Origin of the sequence: Pseudactinotalea sp. HY158, from assembly GCF_009660225.1 — a bacterium.
GTDB lineage: Bacteria > Actinomycetota > Actinomycetes > Actinomycetales > Beutenbergiaceae > HY158.
This window is the reverse complement of the sequence record NZ_CP045920.1, coordinates 127,897-145,045: the sequence shown is the minus strand read 5'-3', so window position 1 is coordinate 145,045 and position 17,149 is coordinate 127,897. Positions and strand designations below refer to the sequence as shown.

Annotated in this window: 18 protein-coding genes; 7 read left to right on the top strand and 11 right to left on the bottom strand. The window is 69.6% G+C overall.

Going from position 1 to position 17,149, the window contains the following annotated elements:
- Window positions 1-9: 9 nt before the first annotated feature.
- Complete coding sequence (locus GCE65_RS00675; protein WP_153877022.1) at window positions 10-570, bottom strand: DUF6580 family putative transport protein; 561 nt, start codon at window positions 568-570, stop codon at window positions 10-12.
- Window positions 571-931: 361 nt separating this feature from the next.
- Between GCE65_RS00675 and GCE65_RS00670 the strand changes: the two genes are divergently transcribed.
- The 3 genes from GCE65_RS00670 (at window position 932) to GCE65_RS00660 (ending at window position 3,220) form a co-directional block, all read left to right on the top strand.
- Window positions 932-1,417 carry an ATP-binding protein gene (locus GCE65_RS00670; RefSeq protein ID WP_153877021.1) on the top strand — a complete coding sequence of 162 codons (486 nt, stop codon included), beginning with the start codon at window positions 932-934 and terminating at the stop codon, window positions 1,415-1,417.
- Window positions 1,414-2,211 (top strand): siderophore-interacting protein, encoded by a 798-nt coding sequence (locus GCE65_RS00665; protein ID WP_153877020.1) that lies wholly within the window; start codon window positions 1,414-1,416, stop codon window positions 2,209-2,211. Before GCE65_RS00670 ends, GCE65_RS00665 begins: the two co-directional genes overlap by 4 nt.
- 214 nt (window positions 2,212-2,425) lie before the next feature.
- Complete coding sequence (locus tag GCE65_RS00660; protein WP_153877019.1) at window positions 2,426-3,220, top strand: VOC family protein; 795 nt, start codon at window positions 2,426-2,428, stop codon at window positions 3,218-3,220.
- Window positions 3,221-3,253: 33 nt separating this feature from the next.
- On the opposite strand, the gene GCE65_RS00655 is transcribed toward GCE65_RS00660, so the two are convergent.
- The gene (locus tag GCE65_RS00655) at window positions 3,254-4,645 is read right to left on the bottom strand and encodes a mycothione reductase (protein ID WP_153877018.1); all 1,392 of its coding nucleotides are present in this window, start codon (window positions 4,643-4,645) and stop codon (window positions 3,254-3,256) included.
- A gap of 79 nt (window positions 4,646-4,724) precedes the next feature.
- Window positions 4,725-5,795: a tellurite resistance/C4-dicarboxylate transporter family protein gene (locus GCE65_RS00650; protein WP_228760038.1), complete on the bottom strand. Its 1,071-nt coding sequence runs from the start codon at window positions 5,793-5,795 to the stop codon at window positions 4,725-4,727.
- Window positions 5,796-5,913: 118 nt separating this feature from the next.
- Here GCE65_RS00650 and GCE65_RS00645 point away from each other — a divergent pair, with 118 nt between their 5' ends.
- Window positions 5,914-7,968, top strand: coding sequence for a bifunctional UDP-sugar hydrolase/5'-nucleotidase (locus GCE65_RS00645; protein ID WP_228760037.1), 2,055 nt, complete (start codon window positions 5,914-5,916; stop codon window positions 7,966-7,968).
- Between the two features lie 43 nt (window positions 7,969-8,011).
- Here the strand turns inward: GCE65_RS00645 and GCE65_RS00640 are convergent, their stop codons facing one another.
- Window positions 8,012-8,443, bottom strand: a complete 432-nt coding sequence (locus tag GCE65_RS00640) for a TA system VapC family ribonuclease toxin (protein ID WP_153877016.1) — start codon at window positions 8,441-8,443, stop codon at window positions 8,012-8,014.
- On the bottom strand, window positions 8,443-8,703 hold the full coding sequence (locus tag GCE65_RS16125) for a type II toxin-antitoxin system VapB family antitoxin (RefSeq protein ID WP_194928897.1): 261 nt from the start codon (window positions 8,701-8,703) through the stop codon (window positions 8,443-8,445). The genes GCE65_RS00640 and GCE65_RS16125 overlap by 1 nt, the downstream gene beginning before the upstream one ends.
- 234 nt (window positions 8,704-8,937) lie before the next feature.
- On the opposite strand from GCE65_RS16125, the gene GCE65_RS00630 reads away from it, so the two are divergent.
- Both GCE65_RS00630 and GCE65_RS16395 read left to right on the top strand, forming a co-directional pair.
- Entirely contained in the window at window positions 8,938-9,417 is a 480-nt protein-coding gene (locus GCE65_RS00630) for a hypothetical protein (RefSeq protein ID WP_153877015.1), read from the top strand.
- A 385-nt stretch (window positions 9,418-9,802) separates the two neighbouring features.
- A complete protein-coding gene (locus GCE65_RS16395) occupies window positions 9,803-10,171 on the top strand; it encodes a transposase (RefSeq protein WP_153877014.1) in 369 nt (122 codons plus the stop codon).
- Between the two features lie 667 nt (window positions 10,172-10,838).
- Here the strand turns inward: GCE65_RS16395 and GCE65_RS00620 are convergent.
- The 6 genes from GCE65_RS00620 to GCE65_RS00595 all read right to left on the bottom strand — a co-directional run bounded on the left by GCE65_RS00620 (window position 10,839) and on the right by GCE65_RS00595 (window position 16,560).
- On the bottom strand, window positions 10,839-11,474 hold the full coding sequence (locus tag GCE65_RS00620) for an OmpA family protein (RefSeq protein ID WP_153877013.1): 636 nt from the start codon (window positions 11,472-11,474) through the stop codon (window positions 10,839-10,841).
- A 5-nt stretch (window positions 11,475-11,479) separates the two neighbouring features.
- Window positions 11,480-12,106 (bottom strand): hypothetical protein, encoded by a 627-nt coding sequence (locus GCE65_RS00615; RefSeq protein WP_153877012.1) that lies wholly within the window; start codon window positions 12,104-12,106, stop codon window positions 11,480-11,482.
- Window positions 12,107-12,203: 97 nt separating this feature from the next.
- Window positions 12,204-13,439 carry a serine/threonine-protein kinase gene (locus tag GCE65_RS00610; protein WP_153877011.1) on the bottom strand — a complete coding sequence of 412 codons (1,236 nt, stop codon included), beginning with the start codon at window positions 13,437-13,439 and terminating at the stop codon, window positions 12,204-12,206.
- On the bottom strand, window positions 13,432-14,085 hold the full coding sequence (locus GCE65_RS00605) for an RNA polymerase sigma factor (RefSeq protein WP_153877010.1): 654 nt from the start codon (window positions 14,083-14,085) through the stop codon (window positions 13,432-13,434). Before GCE65_RS00605 ends, GCE65_RS00610 begins: the two co-directional genes overlap by 8 nt.
- A 183-nt stretch (window positions 14,086-14,268) precedes the next feature.
- Window positions 14,269-15,414 (bottom strand): NaeI family type II restriction endonuclease, encoded by a 1,146-nt coding sequence (locus GCE65_RS00600; RefSeq protein WP_228760035.1) that lies wholly within the window; start codon window positions 15,412-15,414, stop codon window positions 14,269-14,271.
- Window positions 15,415-15,471: 57 nt separating this feature from the next.
- Window positions 15,472-16,560 carry a DNA cytosine methyltransferase gene (locus tag GCE65_RS00595; RefSeq protein WP_153879099.1) on the bottom strand — a complete coding sequence of 363 codons (1,089 nt, stop codon included), beginning with the start codon at window positions 16,558-16,560 and terminating at the stop codon, window positions 15,472-15,474.
- 68 nt (window positions 16,561-16,628) lie between these two features.
- Between GCE65_RS00595 and GCE65_RS00590 the strand changes: the two genes are divergently transcribed.
- Window positions 16,629-17,045: a very short patch repair endonuclease gene (locus GCE65_RS00590; protein WP_228760034.1), complete on the top strand. Its 417-nt coding sequence runs from the start codon at window positions 16,629-16,631 to the stop codon at window positions 17,043-17,045.
- Window positions 17,046-17,149 lie beyond the last annotated feature (104 nt).

Genomic DNA, 17,149 nt, shown 5'->3' with positions numbered 1-17,149 from the left:
GTCGGCCGGTCAGTGCGCCGGCTGGAGCGCGGCGGCGGGCGCCTCGAGCCGGCCGCGCAGGGCGTGGGCGGCGACCGCGGCCGCGGGCACGAGCACGAGGTTCGCTGCGAGCGGGTAGAGGTAGAACGGCAGCCCCATGCCGTACGCGGTGAGCAGGCCGGCGAATGAGTCGGCGTACCACTCGCCGCGGCCGAGCATCCAGGTGCCGAGGTTGGTCACGAGGAAGAACAGGGTGGAGGCGCCCGCACCGATCCCGAGGCCGACGAGGGCCGTGGCCGTGCGCGACCGGTCCCGGCGCATGACGAGGGCAGCGATCGCGATGACGACCCAGGCGCCCCACACGTACAGGAAGATGACCGAGTGCGAGCCGAGCACGAGATCGCCCACGGCCACGGTCAGCAGCGGCACCGCCACCGCGACCACCCGCGGCAGCAGGATCGCCGAGACCACGGCGAGCACGGTCACGAGCTCGACCCCGGGGGCGAGGAAGGTGTTGAGGTTGTAGTCGCGCCACAGCAGCGAGGCTGCGGCGAGCAGGACGACGACGGCGTACCGGAGGGCGGTGGACATGGCGGGCTCCTTGGCGAGGACGATCGATGATCGGCTCGGCTTGTCGAGAACGATTGAGAACTGTTGAGGATCGCTGAGAACTGTTGAGAACGGGACTGGGCGGATGACGGTGGGGTGGCCTGGCGCGGAGGCCGGGAAGGCCGCCGGGGTGGCGGGGCGAGGCCGGTGCGACGCGGACCCGGACTCGCCGCCGACCTCTCCCACCGGCCGCGAATCACATGGGCGTCATTCATGAACTCTCAGTCACAGACACTACACCTTGTGGTTGCGCGATCCAACGACCACTAGATGTTGTGTTTTCTGTCGTCTTGTCATTCAAAACCGGGACCATGGTCCATCGCCGTGATGGCATCCTGGGGGTATGCGCGCCCCCACGGTCCTCCTCACCTGTGGCTCGGCCGGCTCGGGCAAGACCACCTACGCCCGCGCGCGGGAGGCCGAGGGCTACGCGATGCTGTCGATGGACTCGCTCGTGCGCTCCCGCTTCGGCGTCTACGGGGTCGACATCCCGGTCGAGCGCTTCCAGGAGTACAACGATGCGGTCCGCCCCGAACTCGAGCGCCGGCTCGTCGACCACCTCCGGGCGGGGCGCGACGTCGTGCTCGACAGCCCGCTCCCCCGCCGCGCGGACCGCGACGCGTATAAGGACCTCGTGCTCTCGGCCGGGGGCCGGTGGCGGCTCGTCTACTTCGACGTGCCGCCGGCCGAGCGCCGCCGCCGGGTGCTCGCCCGACGGGAGCGGGGCACCGACCCCGATGCGTTCCCGGCGACGGACGAACTCCTCGAACTCTTCCACGCGAACTTCGAACCGCCCCACGGCGAGGGCGAGGAGGTAGTGCATCCATGAGCAACATCAGCGTGACTCACGCCGAATCCGGGCTCGTCCACACCACCGTGCTGCGCGCGGAGCGCGTCACCCCGAACATGATCCGGGTGACGTTCTCCGGCGGCGACCTGGCCCACCTCGCCTATCGGGGCTTCGACCACTGGGTCCGGCTGGCGATCCCCGTCCACGCCGGGGACCGGTTCGACAACCTGCCGGAGCGGTTCGGTCTCGGCGGCTACCTGCGGTACCTGCGGCTGCCGAAGGGCACCCGCCCGGTGATCCGCAACTACACGATCCGTCACTTCCGCGGCGAGGCGGAGGAGCTGGACATCGACTTCCTCGACCACGGCCCGGGCGGCGTGGCGGGCCCGTGGGCCGCGTCGGTTCGGCCGGGCACCGAGGTGGCGCTCATCGACCAGGGCTGCGGCTGGCAGCCGAGGTCGGCGAGCCGCTCACTCATCGTCGCCGACGAGAGCGGCCTGCCCGCGGCGCTGGGGATCCTGCGGGACCTGCCACGCGACGCCACCGGCGATGCGCTCATCGAGCTGTTCGACGAGCGCGACCGTCAGCACGTCGACGCACCGGCCGGGATGACCGTGCACTGGCTCACGCGGGAGCCGCACGCCGTCCCGGGCGCGGCGGCGCTCCCGGCGCTCAGGGCGCTCGCGCTCCCCACCGACCTCTACGCCTTCACGGTCGGGGAGTCCGCACTGGCGACCGGCGCCCGCCGTCACCTCGTCTCGGAACGCGGCGTTGCGAAGTCACACGTCACGTTCTCGGGCTACTGGCGGCTCGGAAGGGCCGCCCACTCCTGAGGTGCCCCCGCAGACGACGCCGGTCCAGCCGCCCTCACGTCCGCGCAGCGCGGTCTCGAGCTCCTCGGGTCCTCCTCCCGCGCGACGTTCGACGTGCCCCGCGGCGGGGGTGAGGAGATCCCCCGAAATCGATCGGCCCGGGGGTGATGTGCGACGGCGCCGGCGGAGGCACACTCGTGACTTCGCCTCACCCACCCCTCACCTGGAGCACGCGATGACCGATCACACGACCCCGTGGCCCGCCGGCGCGCCCGCCTGGACCGACCTCTCGGTCACCGACGTCGCGAGGAGCACGCAGTTCTACACCGCCGTGTTCGGCTGGGTGTTCGAGGGCGGCGACGAGGAGTTCGGCGGCTACCTCAACGCCACCTCCGGTGGCCGGCTGGTCGCCGGGATGGCTCCTCCCATGGACGGGATGCCCGAGCCGCCGCACGTGTGGACCACCTACCTCGCGGTGACCGACAGCGCCGCCACCCAGCGCGCCGTCACCGCCGCCGGCGGCACGACGGTCCTGGACCCGATGCAGGTCGGCCCGTTCGGAACGATGGCGCTCTACGCGGACCCGACCGGCGCCGGCTTCGGCACGTGGCAGCCGGGAGATCACGCGGGCTTCGGCCGCACCGGCGAGCACGGCTCCCCCTCGTGGTTCGAGGCGATGGTCGGCGACTTCGCGGCGGGGAAGGCCTTCTACGCCGCCGCCTTCGGCTGGACCTACTCCGACGACCTGCCCGGCGACATGCGGTACGCCATGTTCGGAACGGCCGGTGAGGAGCCGCCGATGAGCGGTGGCATCGGCGAGGTGGAGGCGGGCACGGCCCCGTACTGGGCCGTCAGCTTCGAGGTCGACGACGTCGACGCCGCGGCCGACCGGGTCCGCGGCCACGGCGGGGCGATCACGACCGAGCCGTTCGACTTCGAGTTCGGCCGGCTGGCGCTGGCGACCGGCCCGGACGGTGAGGCCTTCGGCCTCGTGGCGAGCACCCCGATGGAGTCGAGCACGACGCCGTGATGCGCCGCCGGACCGACGCCCCGCAGACGGCCGTCAGACGACGCCGGTCCAGTCCACGTCGAGTCCGAGCAGGGCGTTCTCGAGCACCTCGGACATCGCGGGGTGGATCCAGAACTGCCCGCGCGCCATCTCCTGCACCCGCAGGCCGAACTGCATCGCCTGGATCGCCTGGTGCACGATGACCGAGGCGTCCGGGCACATGAGGTGCGCCCCGAGCAGCCGCCCGCTCGCCCGGTCGGCGACGAGCTTGACGAGACCGGTCGCATCCTCCATCGCCCAGCCGTAGGCGACGTCGCCGAAGGCCTGGACCGCGGTGGTGACGTCGAAGCCCTGGGCGCGGGCGTCGTCCTCACGCAGTCCGACCGAGGCGATCTGCGGATGGGTGAACACCGCCGCGGGCACGAACCGCTCGTCGATCGCGCGCAGATCGCCCGGGTGGGCGAGGTTGTGGGCGACGATCCGGGCCTCGGCGTTGGCCACGTGCTTGAGCTGGTGCGCGGAGGAGACGTCGCCGAGCGCCCACACGCCCTCGGCGCTCGTGCGCCCGTGGGCGTCGACCTTGATCCGCCCGTCGGGATGGGTCTCGATCCCGCCGGCGGCCGGGTCGAGCCGGTCGGCGTTGGTGGTCCGGCCGGTCGCGACGAGCAGGAGCTCGGCCTCGGCGTGGGTGCCGTCGGTCAGGTCGAGGCGGACGCCTCGCTGCGTGCGGACGGCGGAGCTCACCTGGGCGCTCAGCCGCACGTCCCAGCGGCTCACGGCCTGCGCCGTGAAGGCGGCGGCGATGTCGGGATCCTCGGCGCGCAGCATGGCCGGGCCGCGGGTGACGATCGTGACGGCGACGCCCAGGGAGGAGAAGACGTGCGCGAACTCGGCCGCGATGAATCCGCCGCCGACGATGGCGATCGAGGCGGGCAGCTCGTCGATGCGCATGACCGTGTCGGAGGTGTGGAACGGCACCCCGGATTCCGCGATGGGGGCGGGGATCACGGGCCGGGAGCCGGAGGCGAGCACGATCCGTTCGGCGCTCAGCCGCTCCGGGCCGGCCGCGGTGGCGACCTCGAGGAGGCGGGGCCCGACGAAGCGCGCCTCGCCCTCGTACAGGCTCGTGTTCGGCTCGCCGCTGCGGCGGTAGTCCCTGCCGCCGGCCGAGATCGGGTCGATCCGGCCGAAGATGCGGTCGCGGATGTCGCGCCAGCGCACCCCGTCGAGGGTGGCGTCGATCCCGTAGCGGGCCGATTCGCGGATCGTCGTGGCCACCTGGGCGGCGTAGACGAACATCTTCGTGGGGATGCAGCCGACGTTGAGGCAGGTGCCGCCGAAGACGGGGTTCGCCTCGATCATCGCGACCGTCAGATCGTCGAAGTCGGGGGTGATGAGGGAGTTTCCGGAGCCGGAGCCGATGATCGCGAGGTCTACATGGGTCACGGGGTCAGGCTAGCCCGGCTCGCTCACCCGACTCGCCCGGGGCCGTGCCCCGCCACCGGATGGAGCGTTCGCGCGACGCTCAGCCCGAGCGTGCCGGGCGGGGCATCGCGCGGGCCCGGAGCACCGTGAGGTAGACGTGCCGGATCATCGCCACGAACACGGCCGCCCAGACCGCGATGGCGAGCCAGAGCTCGGCGGCGCCGATCCAGCCGACGATGGGCAGGTCGTCGGCCTGTCCGAGGTAGATGCCGGCCACGGCGTACATGCCGAGCGGGAAGACCATCGACCACAGGGTGGCCTCGTAGTCGAGCGGGATCCGGTGGCGCCAGTGCCGCCACAGCCCCACGCAGAACAGCACCGGGATGAGCCAGGTGGCGAAGCTCCAGAACACGACCGACAGGCCGGCCACGAGGCCGCGGGTGGCGTCGACCATCGGCGCGGCGGCCATCTCCACGACCCGGGCCCCCGCGAGCACCGTGATCGCGCAGGCGCCCATCGCCACCCAGTACGGCGGGTTGAGATCGACGGGCTTGAGCTCGTACTGCATCATCCGCAGCGCGACCATGACCCCGGCCGCCCCGTAGAGGAACACCCCGACCGACCAGGAGAGCACGGCCACGATCGCGAGCGCGCCGCGCACCTCCTCGCTCACCGGTTCGAGCGTGGCGGCCGCCACGGCCACCGACTGGCTCGCCACCACCCAGATGAACCACGTGCCGTTGGCGTACTTGACCACGGGGCGCTCCGTCTTCGAGAGCACCGCGGTCCAGGGCACGACGTAGCCGAGCACGATCCAGGCGATGAGGGTCGCGACGAGGAACACGGCGGTGATCGTGTGATAGCCGGCCATGAACAGCCGGACGCCGAGCACGTTCGTGCCGGCCACGTAGGTGAAGAAGCCGAAGGCCCGCGCCGGGTCGAGGAAGTCGGCCACGATCGATTCACGGTGACGCACGAGCCGGAGCACGGTGAGCGCCCCGAGCAGGAGGAAGCTCGCGATGCACACGACCAGGAGCACGGCGGAGACGACTGCGAAACCCTCGAGCGCCGTCCCCACCGACAGGATGCCCGTGGCCATGACGAGCGCGAAGTAGCCCGGCGTCAGGCCGGCGACGGCAGCGTCTGCGCGCGCGATCAGCGAAGTTCCCACGCCTGCGATGCTATCGGCGCTGCCCGCTGCGCCGTGGGCCAACCGTCCCACCCCCCTTCCGCGGTGGCCGCGGGATGAGTAGTGTTCCTCGAACCGCCCATCCGGCACCCTCATCGACGTGCGTGCCGGCACCGCGCTCGAGAGGTACATCATGCGTCAGCACACTGCCGGTGGCATCGTCGCCGCCGTCATCCTGGCCGGCCTGGCCGCAGCCCCCGCACACGCCGCGCCGGCGGACGGGGTCGATCTCACCCTGCTCGGCACGACCGACACCCACGGTCACGTCTACAACTGGGACTATTTCGCCAACGAGCAGTACACGGATCAGGACGACATCCTCGGTCTCACGCGGGTGGCGACCTACGTGAGCGACGTCCGCGACGAGGTGGGCGCGGAGTCGGTCATCGTCATGGATTCCGGCGACGCGATCCAGGGCACGCCGCTGACCACGTACTACGGCCTCGGGGACGGCGCCGCGGGCGTGCTCTCCGGCGAGACCGAGCACCCGATGTCGCAGGCGTTCAAGTACATCGGCTACGACACTCTCGGCATCGGCAACCACGAGTTCAACTACGGCCTCGACATGCTCAAGGCCTACGAGCGCGACCTCGACACCGCCGACGGCGGACCGACCCTGCTCGGGGCGAACGTCATCGACGTCGACACCGGCGAGCCCTGGCTCGAGCCGTACACGATCGTCGAGCGCGAGATCGACGGAGAGACCGTCAAGGTCGGGGTCATCGGGCTCGTGACGCCGGGCGTGCGGGTCTGGGACCGGAAATTCGTCGAGGGCAAGCTCGAGTTCCAGGACCTGGTCGAGGCGGCGCGGCACTGGGTGCCGATCGTCGCCGAGGAGGCCGACGTCGTCGCCCTCAACGTGCACAGCGGCAAGGGCGAGGTGCCCAACGAGGACTACGACACGTCCGCGCTGTACGAGAACGTGGTGAACAACGTGGCCTATCTCGTGCCGGGGATCGACTACATCCTCTTCGGGCACAGCCACCAGGACGACCCGGAGACGATCGTCACGAATAAGGACGGCGGGAAGGTGCTGCTCACCCAGCCGTACTACTGGGCCCGGTCGGTCACCCGCACGACCCTGCACCTCGTGCCCGACGGGGACGGCTGGCAGGTCGACTGGAGCGAGGGGAACGAGCCGCACGCGCAGGCCACCTACGGCTATCAGATCGGCGAGCCCGACGAGGGTCTGCGGGAGCTGCTGATGGACAAGCAGACTACGACGATCGACTACGTCAACACCCCCGTGGCGACGTCGGTGACCGACCTCAAATCCGAGAAGTCCCGCTACGAGGACACCCCGATCATCGACTTCATCAACCACGTGCAGCTCGAGGCGATCACGACCGCGCTCGGCGACGTCGGCGATGCGACGATCATCTCCGCCGCCGCCCCCTTCTCCCGCACGGCGATCTTCCCCGAGGGCGACGTGACGATCCGCGACATCGCGGGGCTGTACGTCTTCCCGAACACGCTCTACGGGGTCGAGTTGACCGGCGCGCAGGTGCGCGACTACCTCGAGTACTCGGCGAGCTATTTCGTGCAGGTGCCCGTGGGCGCGGACTTCGATCCGGCCACGGGCACGAACGCACCCACCGACCACTACCCCGACGGGATGCCGGACTACGCCTACGACGCGATCGCCGGAGTGGACTACTACATCGACATCTCCCAGGATGTGGGTGAGCGGATCACCGATCTGCGCTACCCGGACGGCACCCCCGTGGGCGACGACGACACGTTCATCCTCGCGCTGAACAACTACCGGCAGAGCGGCGGGGCGGGCTTCCCGCACGTGGCCGACGCGGAGATCGTCTACGACGGGCAGCAGCAGATCCGGCAGATGCTCATCGACTGGGCGGTCGAGCACGAGGTGATCGACCCGGACGACTTCTTCGTGCCGAACTGGTCGCTCATCACCGAACCGATCGCCGAGCCCACGCAGGAGCCGACCGACACGGCCTCCCCGACCGAGCCCGCCTCACCCACCGAAACGGGCTCGCCGACCGATACGGGCACGAGCCCGAGTGCCGGCCAGACGCCCGGCGGGTCGATGCCCGACACGGGTGCGCCGGTGGGCCCGCTCGCCGGCACGGTCGCGCTGCTCCTGCTCGCGGGCGCCGCGGTGCTCGCCGTGCGCCGCCGACTCGCCTGAGGCCGAGCCTGAGGCGTCGGCCCGCTACCGGTGGACCGACGCCTCAGGCGAGCGGATCGACCATGCGCAGGCCGTCGAAGCGGCGGAAGCCGCGGTCGGTCGTCGCCATGGTCGCCCCGGCCTCGAGGCAGAGGGCGGCCAGGTAGGCATCCGGCACGTCGTTGCCGCGCAGCTTGTTCTGCAGCAGGAGCTCGCGGAAGAACGGCCAATGCCGGTCCCTGCCGCGCACCACGCTCACCCGTGGGTGAGCCAGAAGCGAGTCGGCGAATGCGAGTGCCGATGCCGGCGTCGCGGGCTCGTTGAAGATGCGACCGTTCGTGGCTATCCGCACGAACGCCGAGAGCACCAACTCGCTGACACCCATCTGCTCACCTCGGTCGAGCCGGTCGAGGAGCCAGGTGCGCACGGCCGCAGCCCGCTCGCTATCCGATGGCCGGAACGCGTAGACGACCACGTTGACGTCGGGGAAGAGCATCAGCGGATGCCCGCGTCGTTCTCTCCGAGTAGCTCGGCGATCTGTTCTCGATCGTCGAGATCGACCCCGGGCCTCAGCCCCGGATCTGTCGGCTTGAACTCCGGCAATTCGGCCGGCTGACCCTCATCCTCGCGACCGCGCTCGTTCAGGTACCGCCGCAGCGCCTCCTCGAGGATCGAGCCCATCGGGCGGCGAGATCGGACAGCGAGCAGCCTCGCCTCCGCCAGCAGGTACTCATCGATGTTGACCGTCGTCCGCATACGTACATCTTATCATCGGCAGCTGCGCATCATGATGCGTCCCGGTGGGTCCAGCCGCGCGGGAGAAGTCGGGCGACCCGTCTGCGGTCATCGCGGACCGGCGCGACGAGACCCATCGGGCCGGTCGGCCCCGCGAAGCACCCCGAAGCACGGGCCGCCCGGCGTCGTAGCCGATAGTCTTGATGGTTCGATCCGTTGGGAAGTGGGAGCGCACAGATGCGAGCAAGACAAGCGGTGGGGACTACTGCGGCGGTACTCATCACCGCGGTCATCGGCGGGTGCAGCGCGGACGCGCAAGCCGTTGAAGCAGAGGGAACGCAGAATACGGCCGCCCCGAACGAATCGACCACGGGCGAGCAGGTACGCGACAAGCCGCTCGACGATGCCGCTCCCTGCGTGGGCTTTGGCGATGTGATGACCATCCTCGACAACGCCGACCTCGCACTCGATGAGGGTCGGATGGAGACGCAGGAGCACCAGGGCTGGTACCGCCTGGCGACGCGTGTGCTCGACCTTCTGCCCTCGGACGGCGACAGTACGGTCGCGCGCGCGATCGCCGAGCTCCAGGCGATCGCACCGGCCATACCGGCCGGTGGCGGTGAGGAACCGACGAGCGTGAGGTCGCCGGAGTGGATCACCGCCGAACAAGGCTTGAGTCTCGCCTGCGACGAGCTCGGCGTTCCCTTGACGATCAGCGTCTTCACCGGGGGATGAACGACTTCCCGGCTTGGGGGCACGTAGCGTCGACTCCTCGTCGAGGGCGCTGGTGGGGATGCGGGCGGGCCTTGGGTGAGGGATAGATGTGCTGAAACCGACCGATCCTCGCCCCAAGGCCTCCCGTGGAATCCACCTCCTGCGTCCCTGCCGGTTGTCCCGTCGTGGACGTGATCTGCCGAAGGACGGGACTCGACTTGACGATCACTGGCGCCCAGGCCGAGGGGAGGTAACGATCATCGAGGCTCGCCCGCGTGAGCTCCTGCCGTTCTGCCCCAAGCGCGGAGCCGGTGACGCCCTGCGTAGACCACATAGTGCGCCAGCCGACTGATGTCCCGGTCGCGGGGCATCCGACTCGACTGCACGTGCGCCAGCCCCGCTCCCTGTGCCCGGGCACGGAGTGCGGGTGCCGGATCTTCCACCAGCCCCTGACCGCGGGGCCCGACCCGAGCAACGCCGACCGTCGCCGCGCCCCGGGCCGACCCAACCGGCCCCACGTGAAGGTTCCCGTCCGGGAGGTGTTCGCGACCATCCTGGTCGACCCGACCCGATCATCGACCAGTCCGGCCCGGCACGGCTGCTCGACGTGAAAGCCGGCCGTTCAGCCAAAGTCCTCGAGGACTGGCTCGATCAGCGTGACCAGTGCTTCCGGGACCCGGTCGACGTCGTAACCGTGGACGGCTTCACCAGCTACCGGTCCACGACGAACGCCGCGCTGCCGGACGCGGCAGCGGTCATCGCACTGGCGGCGTGACTAGAACTGTCACCTATCCGTGCAGCAGTCCCAAACAGCAAGCGCTGTTCGCTTGCCCCTCGGGTGAGTGTGCGGAGCCTCGACAGGAAATCGTCCTCATCGACCGAGGCCGTCACCTCGACCTTACCCGGCGTCAGGATGGTGAGAACGCCGCTCCCCTCAGCTCAGGTAACGCCGCAGCGCCTCCTCGAGGATCGAGCCCATCGGACCGCGAGCAGCTTCGCGTCCGCCAGGAGGTGCTCATCATGTCGACCGCCGTCCGCACGAGCGCTTCATATCATCGGCGCCCGCGCATCATGATGAGAATGCTGCTCAGGGTTCAGGTGCCACCGCCGGGACCTCGGTGGTGCGGACCCGCTGTGATGGGGTCGGGACCACCCTTGTCGTCGAGTCTCGGGGACCCGGTGAACCCGACAACCACGAGGACCCGGAGGCGGGTCGAAAACGCCGTCCCGCACCCGGTTCTCCAGCGACCTATCCGACCATCGAAGCTCGACTACCGCGTGTTCCACGTGGAACCTCGTTCCGACGATACAGCGGACCGTAACGATCGGGTCGCCGGATATCCCCGCGAGCGCCCCGGGTCCGCGCTGACCGGCGACCGGCGACCGGCGCCGCACGATTCTCGACTCCGCTCAGGGATTCGCGTGTACCGCGGTGGACGTACTCACCGGCCCTCGTAGCGCAGCTCGACGCGGCGGTTGATGCGGCGGGCCTCGTCGTCGTCCGGTCCGCTCTCGCGCTTCTTCGGGCGCGTGTCCGCGAAGCCCTGGACGTCGAGGGTCAGATCGGAGCGCACGGAGCGGACGGCATCGGCCACCGCGCCGGCCCGCTTCTCGGAGAGCTCCTTGTTGTCCACGGCACCGTCGATCGAGTCGGTGTGGCCGTGGATGGCCAGGTCTGCTCCCTCGGGCACGTCGGAGATCAGCTCCTCGATCTTGGCCCCGGCGTTCGCCGACAGCTCCCAGCTGTCAGGGGTGAAGAGGATGTCGGACGACAGGGAGATGATCGTCTCGCCGGCCTCTTCCTCGGTGGTCTCCAAGGCTTTGATCGACCCCTCCGCCGAATACGCGATCGGCGAGCCGATCTCGTACACCCGGATCGACTCCTGTGCCTGGGCGGGCACGGGGGCCTCGAAACCCATCTCGGCGAGCGTCAGCCAATGATCCTGGACGGCGTCCGTGTTGGCGGTCACCGACGTGGTCGTGCCCCAGGCGAGGCAGCATGACATGAGGGCCGCGGCGGCGAGCCGGGCGCTCGTGCGACCTCGGCCAGAAGCAGGCTGCTGCGCGGTGTTCTCCACGGCGCTCAGTCCTCGAACGTCAGCGGGACATCCTCGAACAGAGGAAGATTCTCACCGAGTTCGACGTCGACGTGATCGATGTCGTCGACCGGGGCCGGATAGAAGGCCTGGAAGCCGACCGACTCCCCGAGCCTGGCCTTGACGTCACTGTCGGTCTGATAGAGGCCGCCGCCGTCGACCTCGGTGAGCACGGTGTACCGCTTGAGGTTCTCGCGGTCGATCAGGGCAATGGGGACCTCGTGCCACATGTTCTTCGTGATCTCGTTGAGCCGCACCTCCTCGACATTCTCCTCCGGGGTGAAGACGAGCCGAAGCTCCATCGTCTCACCGCTGACGACGATCGACTGGATGCCGATGCGGACCTTCTGCTTCTCCGACTTAAGGGTGGGGAAGACGTCCTCGGCGATGACGTCGTCGGGGTCGGGCCAGGTCGCGTTGATCGGGTCGCCGGAGGCGACCGGCTCGCCGTCCGGGTCCTCCGAGCCCCCCGTGGCGGACCGGCCGGAGTCGCCGGCAGCGGGCGACGACTGGTCCGCGCGGTCGAACTCGGCGTCCTGGCCACTGCACCCTGCGAGCGTCAGCACGCCGGCCAGGGCGATGGCCACCAACGGGCGGCGGATCGGCGTCTTCATCAGAGGTTCTCCTTGAGATCGGTGGGGCAACACATCCATGAGTCGGACGTGGTCGCCGGATAGTTGCACGCTGTAAGTCATGTCACAGGCGGCCGGGTCACTCGGTGACCACGAGGCGTCGCGTCGCCTCGATCGTGACGCCGGCGGCGTCGCGTGCGTGGATCGTCACGTCTGCGGTGCCCGCGCTGTTCGCGGTGAGGGACACCTCGGTCTGGTCGAGCACGTAACGGCCGTCGGGCAGGATCCAGACCCAGGTGTCGGCGCCGTGGACCTCCGCGGTGAACGATGCCCCCTCCCCGACCGGAACACTGCCGGGTCCGGTGATCGAGATCCGGGCGGCCCCGGTGTGATCCGGCGTGCCACCGAACCAGTGCGTGAGGCCCGCGCCGATGGTGCCGCCGATCACGAGTGCGCCCGCCGCGACGACGCCGGCAACGCGGTGCCCGCGGCGGCCCCGGGGCCGCCGCGGCACGCGGGGTTCGCCAACACTTGGTACGCCGGGCCCGAGCCGCGTCGGGACCAGCGCGGACCTGACGTCGGCCAACCAGCTCGCGGTGTCCGGGTGCCGTGCGGCGGGATCCGCGGCGAGGCTGCGGCGCAGCGCGACGCTCAGAGTCGAGGGAAGGTCGGCGCCCTCGGTGGCCCAGACGAGCAGCCGCGACATCGCCCACAAATCCGCGCGGTGGTCCACGAGCGCGGGGCCGCCATGCTGCTCGGGCGGCCGGAAGCCCTGCGTGCCGCCCGCGACCGTCAGGCCCGAATTGACGGCAAGATCCTTGCACAGGCCGAGGTCGGCCAACACGATTCGCTCACCGGGAGCCACGAGCGAGGCCTCACCAGTCGGCACCGATCCATTCCCGGGTTCAGCTGCCGCGGGGCGCCCGGGGCCGGCCGGGTCGGTGGCGAACAGCACGTTGCCGGGGCTCAGGTCCCGATGAACGAGCCCGGCGGCATGGACGGCCTCGACGGCAGCCGCCAACCCGTGGGCGAGGGCGAGGGCGTCGGCGGGGGACGTCGTCCATGAGCGTGCTCGGAGACGGCGCACTCGATCGGCGAGCGTGCCGCGATCGGCGTACTCGAGCACGAGGTAGGGCTGTTGGCGCTCGGTCTCGCCGATGTCGTGCACGGCGATCACGTGCGGGCTGGAGATCTTGCGCAGGCTGCGGCCCTCGCCGATGAAGCGTTCACGGATCTCGGGGTTGAGGCTGTGGTTCTCGGCGAGGATCTTGACCACGACGGTCGAGTCGAGCCAGTCGTCACTCGCGCGGTAGACGGTGGCGAACGAGCCGACTCCGATGACCTCGCCGAGCCGGTAGCGGCCGACCTCAGCCACGGGCCCCGCCCGGTGCCACAGCCTGGAGGGCGCCGGCGACCATCGCCCGGCCGCGGGCCACCTGGGACTTCGCCGTGCCGACCGGTACGTCGAGGCGGCCCGCGATGCTCGCATAGTCAAGGCCCTCGAGATCGCGCAGCACCACGGGCACCCGGTACAGGTCGGGCAGGCTCTCGAGCGCGGCGCGCACGGTGGCGCGGGTGGCGATCATGGAGCTCATCCGGGCGCCCTCACTCAGGTCGCTCTCGGGTAGGGGCGCGGTGGCGCGCTGCCGGCGCAGGTGGTCGGTCACGCGGTGGCGCACGATCCGGTGCGCCCAGGTGGTGAACTTCGACCGGGCCTCGAAGGTGCCGATCGCCGAGGCGATGGAGATGAGCGCCTCCTGGGCAACGTCGTCGACGGCCGCCTGGTCGAGGAGTGCGCCGCGGGCGAACCTGTGCAGGAGGCCCGCCGCTTCGATCCGCTCGAGCAGCAGTTCCGTGGCGAGCCTCGACCCCGCGGCGGCGCGGCGAGCCAGGGCGGTGAGCAGATCCTCGTCACGATCCGCGGCCGGCGTCTCGTGGTCGAGCGCCTGCACGCACCGCCGCGCCACGGTCGCCTCGCCGGCCGCGAGCGCGGCGTCGAGATCGACCCAGGGCGTTGCCATAGGGGCGATGCTAGCCGCCTTGAAGCGGCGGCCTGGCAGGAAGAAGCCCTCCGATCGTGCGCGGACGGCTCAACGGCGGTCGGTGTCGGAACAGTTCCTGTCGCTCCTGGTCGTCCGGGAGAGCTTCCACTTCCAGCTGGTCCTTCCAGACTTGAACAGCGGCGCCGTCAAACCCACGCCGATTCACCGTTTCGGAAGGGCGGGGGCGGCCACGACCGGCTCGCCGGGCTGGGCGCGCGCCCATCGCTCGCCGTCCAACTCGATGAACGACCGCGTGTCTGCCTCGCTGACCGGCACGACCCGCACGGCTACCCATTCACCCTTGACCGGCACCGGGAGCCCCAACCCCCGTGCCGCGTGTGGATGCGACTCCTGGTGCCCGAGTATCAGGATGCCCTCAGGCCGAAGCTTGATGCGTGCATCGCGCACGCGCTTCGGTGCGTCGTCCTGTTGGGCGACCGTGAGGATAGTCCGGCGACCGACCAGCTGTCCCTGCACTTCACGAAACAGCTGGTCGACCCGTTTCTGTCCGGACTTCGCGAAGGAGAAGACCCGGGATCGTGCGTCCGGCGCGAGGTGCAACAGGTGATTTCTCGGCAGGTCGGTCTGCCTCCCGCCCCAGAGCCAGTAGACCTCGCCTGCGACCGTATCCGACAGCTGCCGCTTGTTGTCACGGTTGTAGGCGCGGACCCGTCTGCCGTCGACGAGTTTCGCGCGCCGGCGCAGCCGCTCGTCCGTGATCGTGATGAGGCCGGCGGCCCACTCGCTCGAATCGTCGTTCATCCAGGTGAGAAGTGCCGGTTGATCGGCCTGTCCCTGCCGGTCCCCATGGTCCGAGCAGAGATACATCTCCATCGGTATCTCCCAGCCGCCCATGTCCTTCGAGAACTTGCAGTCGATGTCTCGGCCGTCAACGGACCAGTCGAGATCCATCCCGTTGGCGATCTCGAACTCCTTGGTGAGATTCACCTCGACGGCGGTACCGAGGTAGGTCTTCTCCGTCTTCGAGAGATGCTGATAGGCCCAACGGCCCGTCCGCTGTCCATCGAGCAGTTCATCGAGCGAGTCCCGCAACGCCCATCGAAACCGGTCGCGGTTGTCCTCACCGAACTCCAACCAGTTGGCGAACGGCGCCAGCTCCGGCTCCAGAAGTTGCTGCATCCCGCTGCCGATACACCACGCCGACGGAACGCGCCCCATGGGCTTGGTCGGAGCGGGGTGCGAGCGAAACACATTTCGGCGCCGCCGGATCGCCCGTGCACGAGAGTCCTGAATCGAGGGGGTGTCCTCGTCGAGGTCGTCGAAGTAGAAGCCTGCGTCTGGAGCCACAGCCGTAGTCTGGCAGTCCGACCGCTTTCCGGCCCTCGATTTGCCGTCGGCCGCGCTCTAAAGGTGCTTTTTGACGTGCCTCGCGATGGCCTGCGCGAGGCCGACCGGGACGGCGTTACCGATCTGTCGGGCGATCTCGATCTTGCTGCCGCACCAGAGGTAGTCCTCGGGGAAGCCCTGCAGTCGGGCGGCCTCCAGGTGGGTGATCGGGCGGTTGACCCGGTTCCGCCCTTCCACATCCCACTGGGGGTGCAGGTACGCACCCTTCTCCGGCTTGTAGAACTCGGTACGGATCGTGTGCGATGGGAAGTCCCACCGCATCCGCCCCATCACGTCGGTCGTTCCGGTCGGCTTCTCGCGCCAGCACCGCGGGAGCAGTTCGGTAGGGATGTTGAAGCGCCCTCCGCCCGGGGGCACGTGATCGTAACGGTCGAGCGACAGCTGGGTCGGATTCCTTCCGACATGGAGGTCGAGGCCCTTGAAGATGCCGGGAACGCGGACTCCGAAGAAGTCGCTGAGACTGTCCGGCAGCTTCGTCGTCGCCGGGCGCGCCGGGAGTCCCTGGATGCGCGTAGCCGTGCCCTGCCACGGTTCGAGAGCCGACCCCGCCTCGCGGGTCCGCGCGTGGGTCGGAGACGGCAGCTCGATGGGACCGACTCGTGAACCGATCACAATGGTGCGGATGCGCCGCTGAGCGACCCCGAAGTCGGCCGCGTTCAGGTGACCGTATCGCAACTCGTAGTCCTGTAGCGCGCCGCTCTCCACCTCGCTGAGCAGGAGTTGGAACTCGGAGGACTTCATGAAGCGGTCCACGTTCTCGATCACGAAGACCTTCGGGTTGGCGACGCCGACGACACGCAGGTACTCACGCCACAGCTTGTTTCGCGGGTCGTTGATGTCCTTGGATCCGAGGTTGGAGAATCCCTGACAGGGTGGCCCGCCGATCACGAGATCGGCGTCCGGGATCTGCTCTGCGGCGACATCCTGGATGTCCCCGTAGATCGTGTGCTCCTCACCGTAGTTCGCGGCGTAGGTGGCGGCCGCCGGCAGATTGAACTCGACCGAGAGTACCGGCGTGCACCCCTCGGCGACGAAGCCCGTCGTCATGCCGCCACATCCAGCGAAGAGGTCTATCAAATCCACCATACGTGCATGGTATGGGACACCACCGACAAGGGTTGAAGCCGCGCCGGCACGGCGTAGGGTCGGACGTTGTGGAGTGGGACACCTCGTGGGCGTCGTCACCCGGCGTGCGCACCTCGATGCGAGGAAACAAGGGACGGGACACCCGTCCCGAGCTGGCCGTGCGCCGGGCGGTCCACGCGCTCGGACTGCGCTACCGGGTGAATATCCGACCCGAGCCGGCGCTGCGGCGCACTGCCGATCTCGTGTTCACCAAGCAGAAGGTCGCGGTCTTCATCGACGGCTGCTTCTGGCACGGCTGCCCCGAGCATCACACGGTCGCGAAGACGAACGCCGACTACTGGGCGACCAAGGTGCGCGACAACATGGCACGGGATCGCGAGACGACCTCGCAGCTCGTCGCCGCCGGCTGGAGGGTCCTGCGGTTCTGGGAGCACGAGGGAACCGACGATGTCGCCCGGCGGATCCAGAAGGCGGTCCTGGGCTGACCCACCCGCGACTCCAGCCGTCGACGGCTCCCGCCCGCGGTGATCGGGTAACGCCCAAACGCTGGGCGAGTTGCGCCGTCCCCAATCCCCCACAACGAGAACCG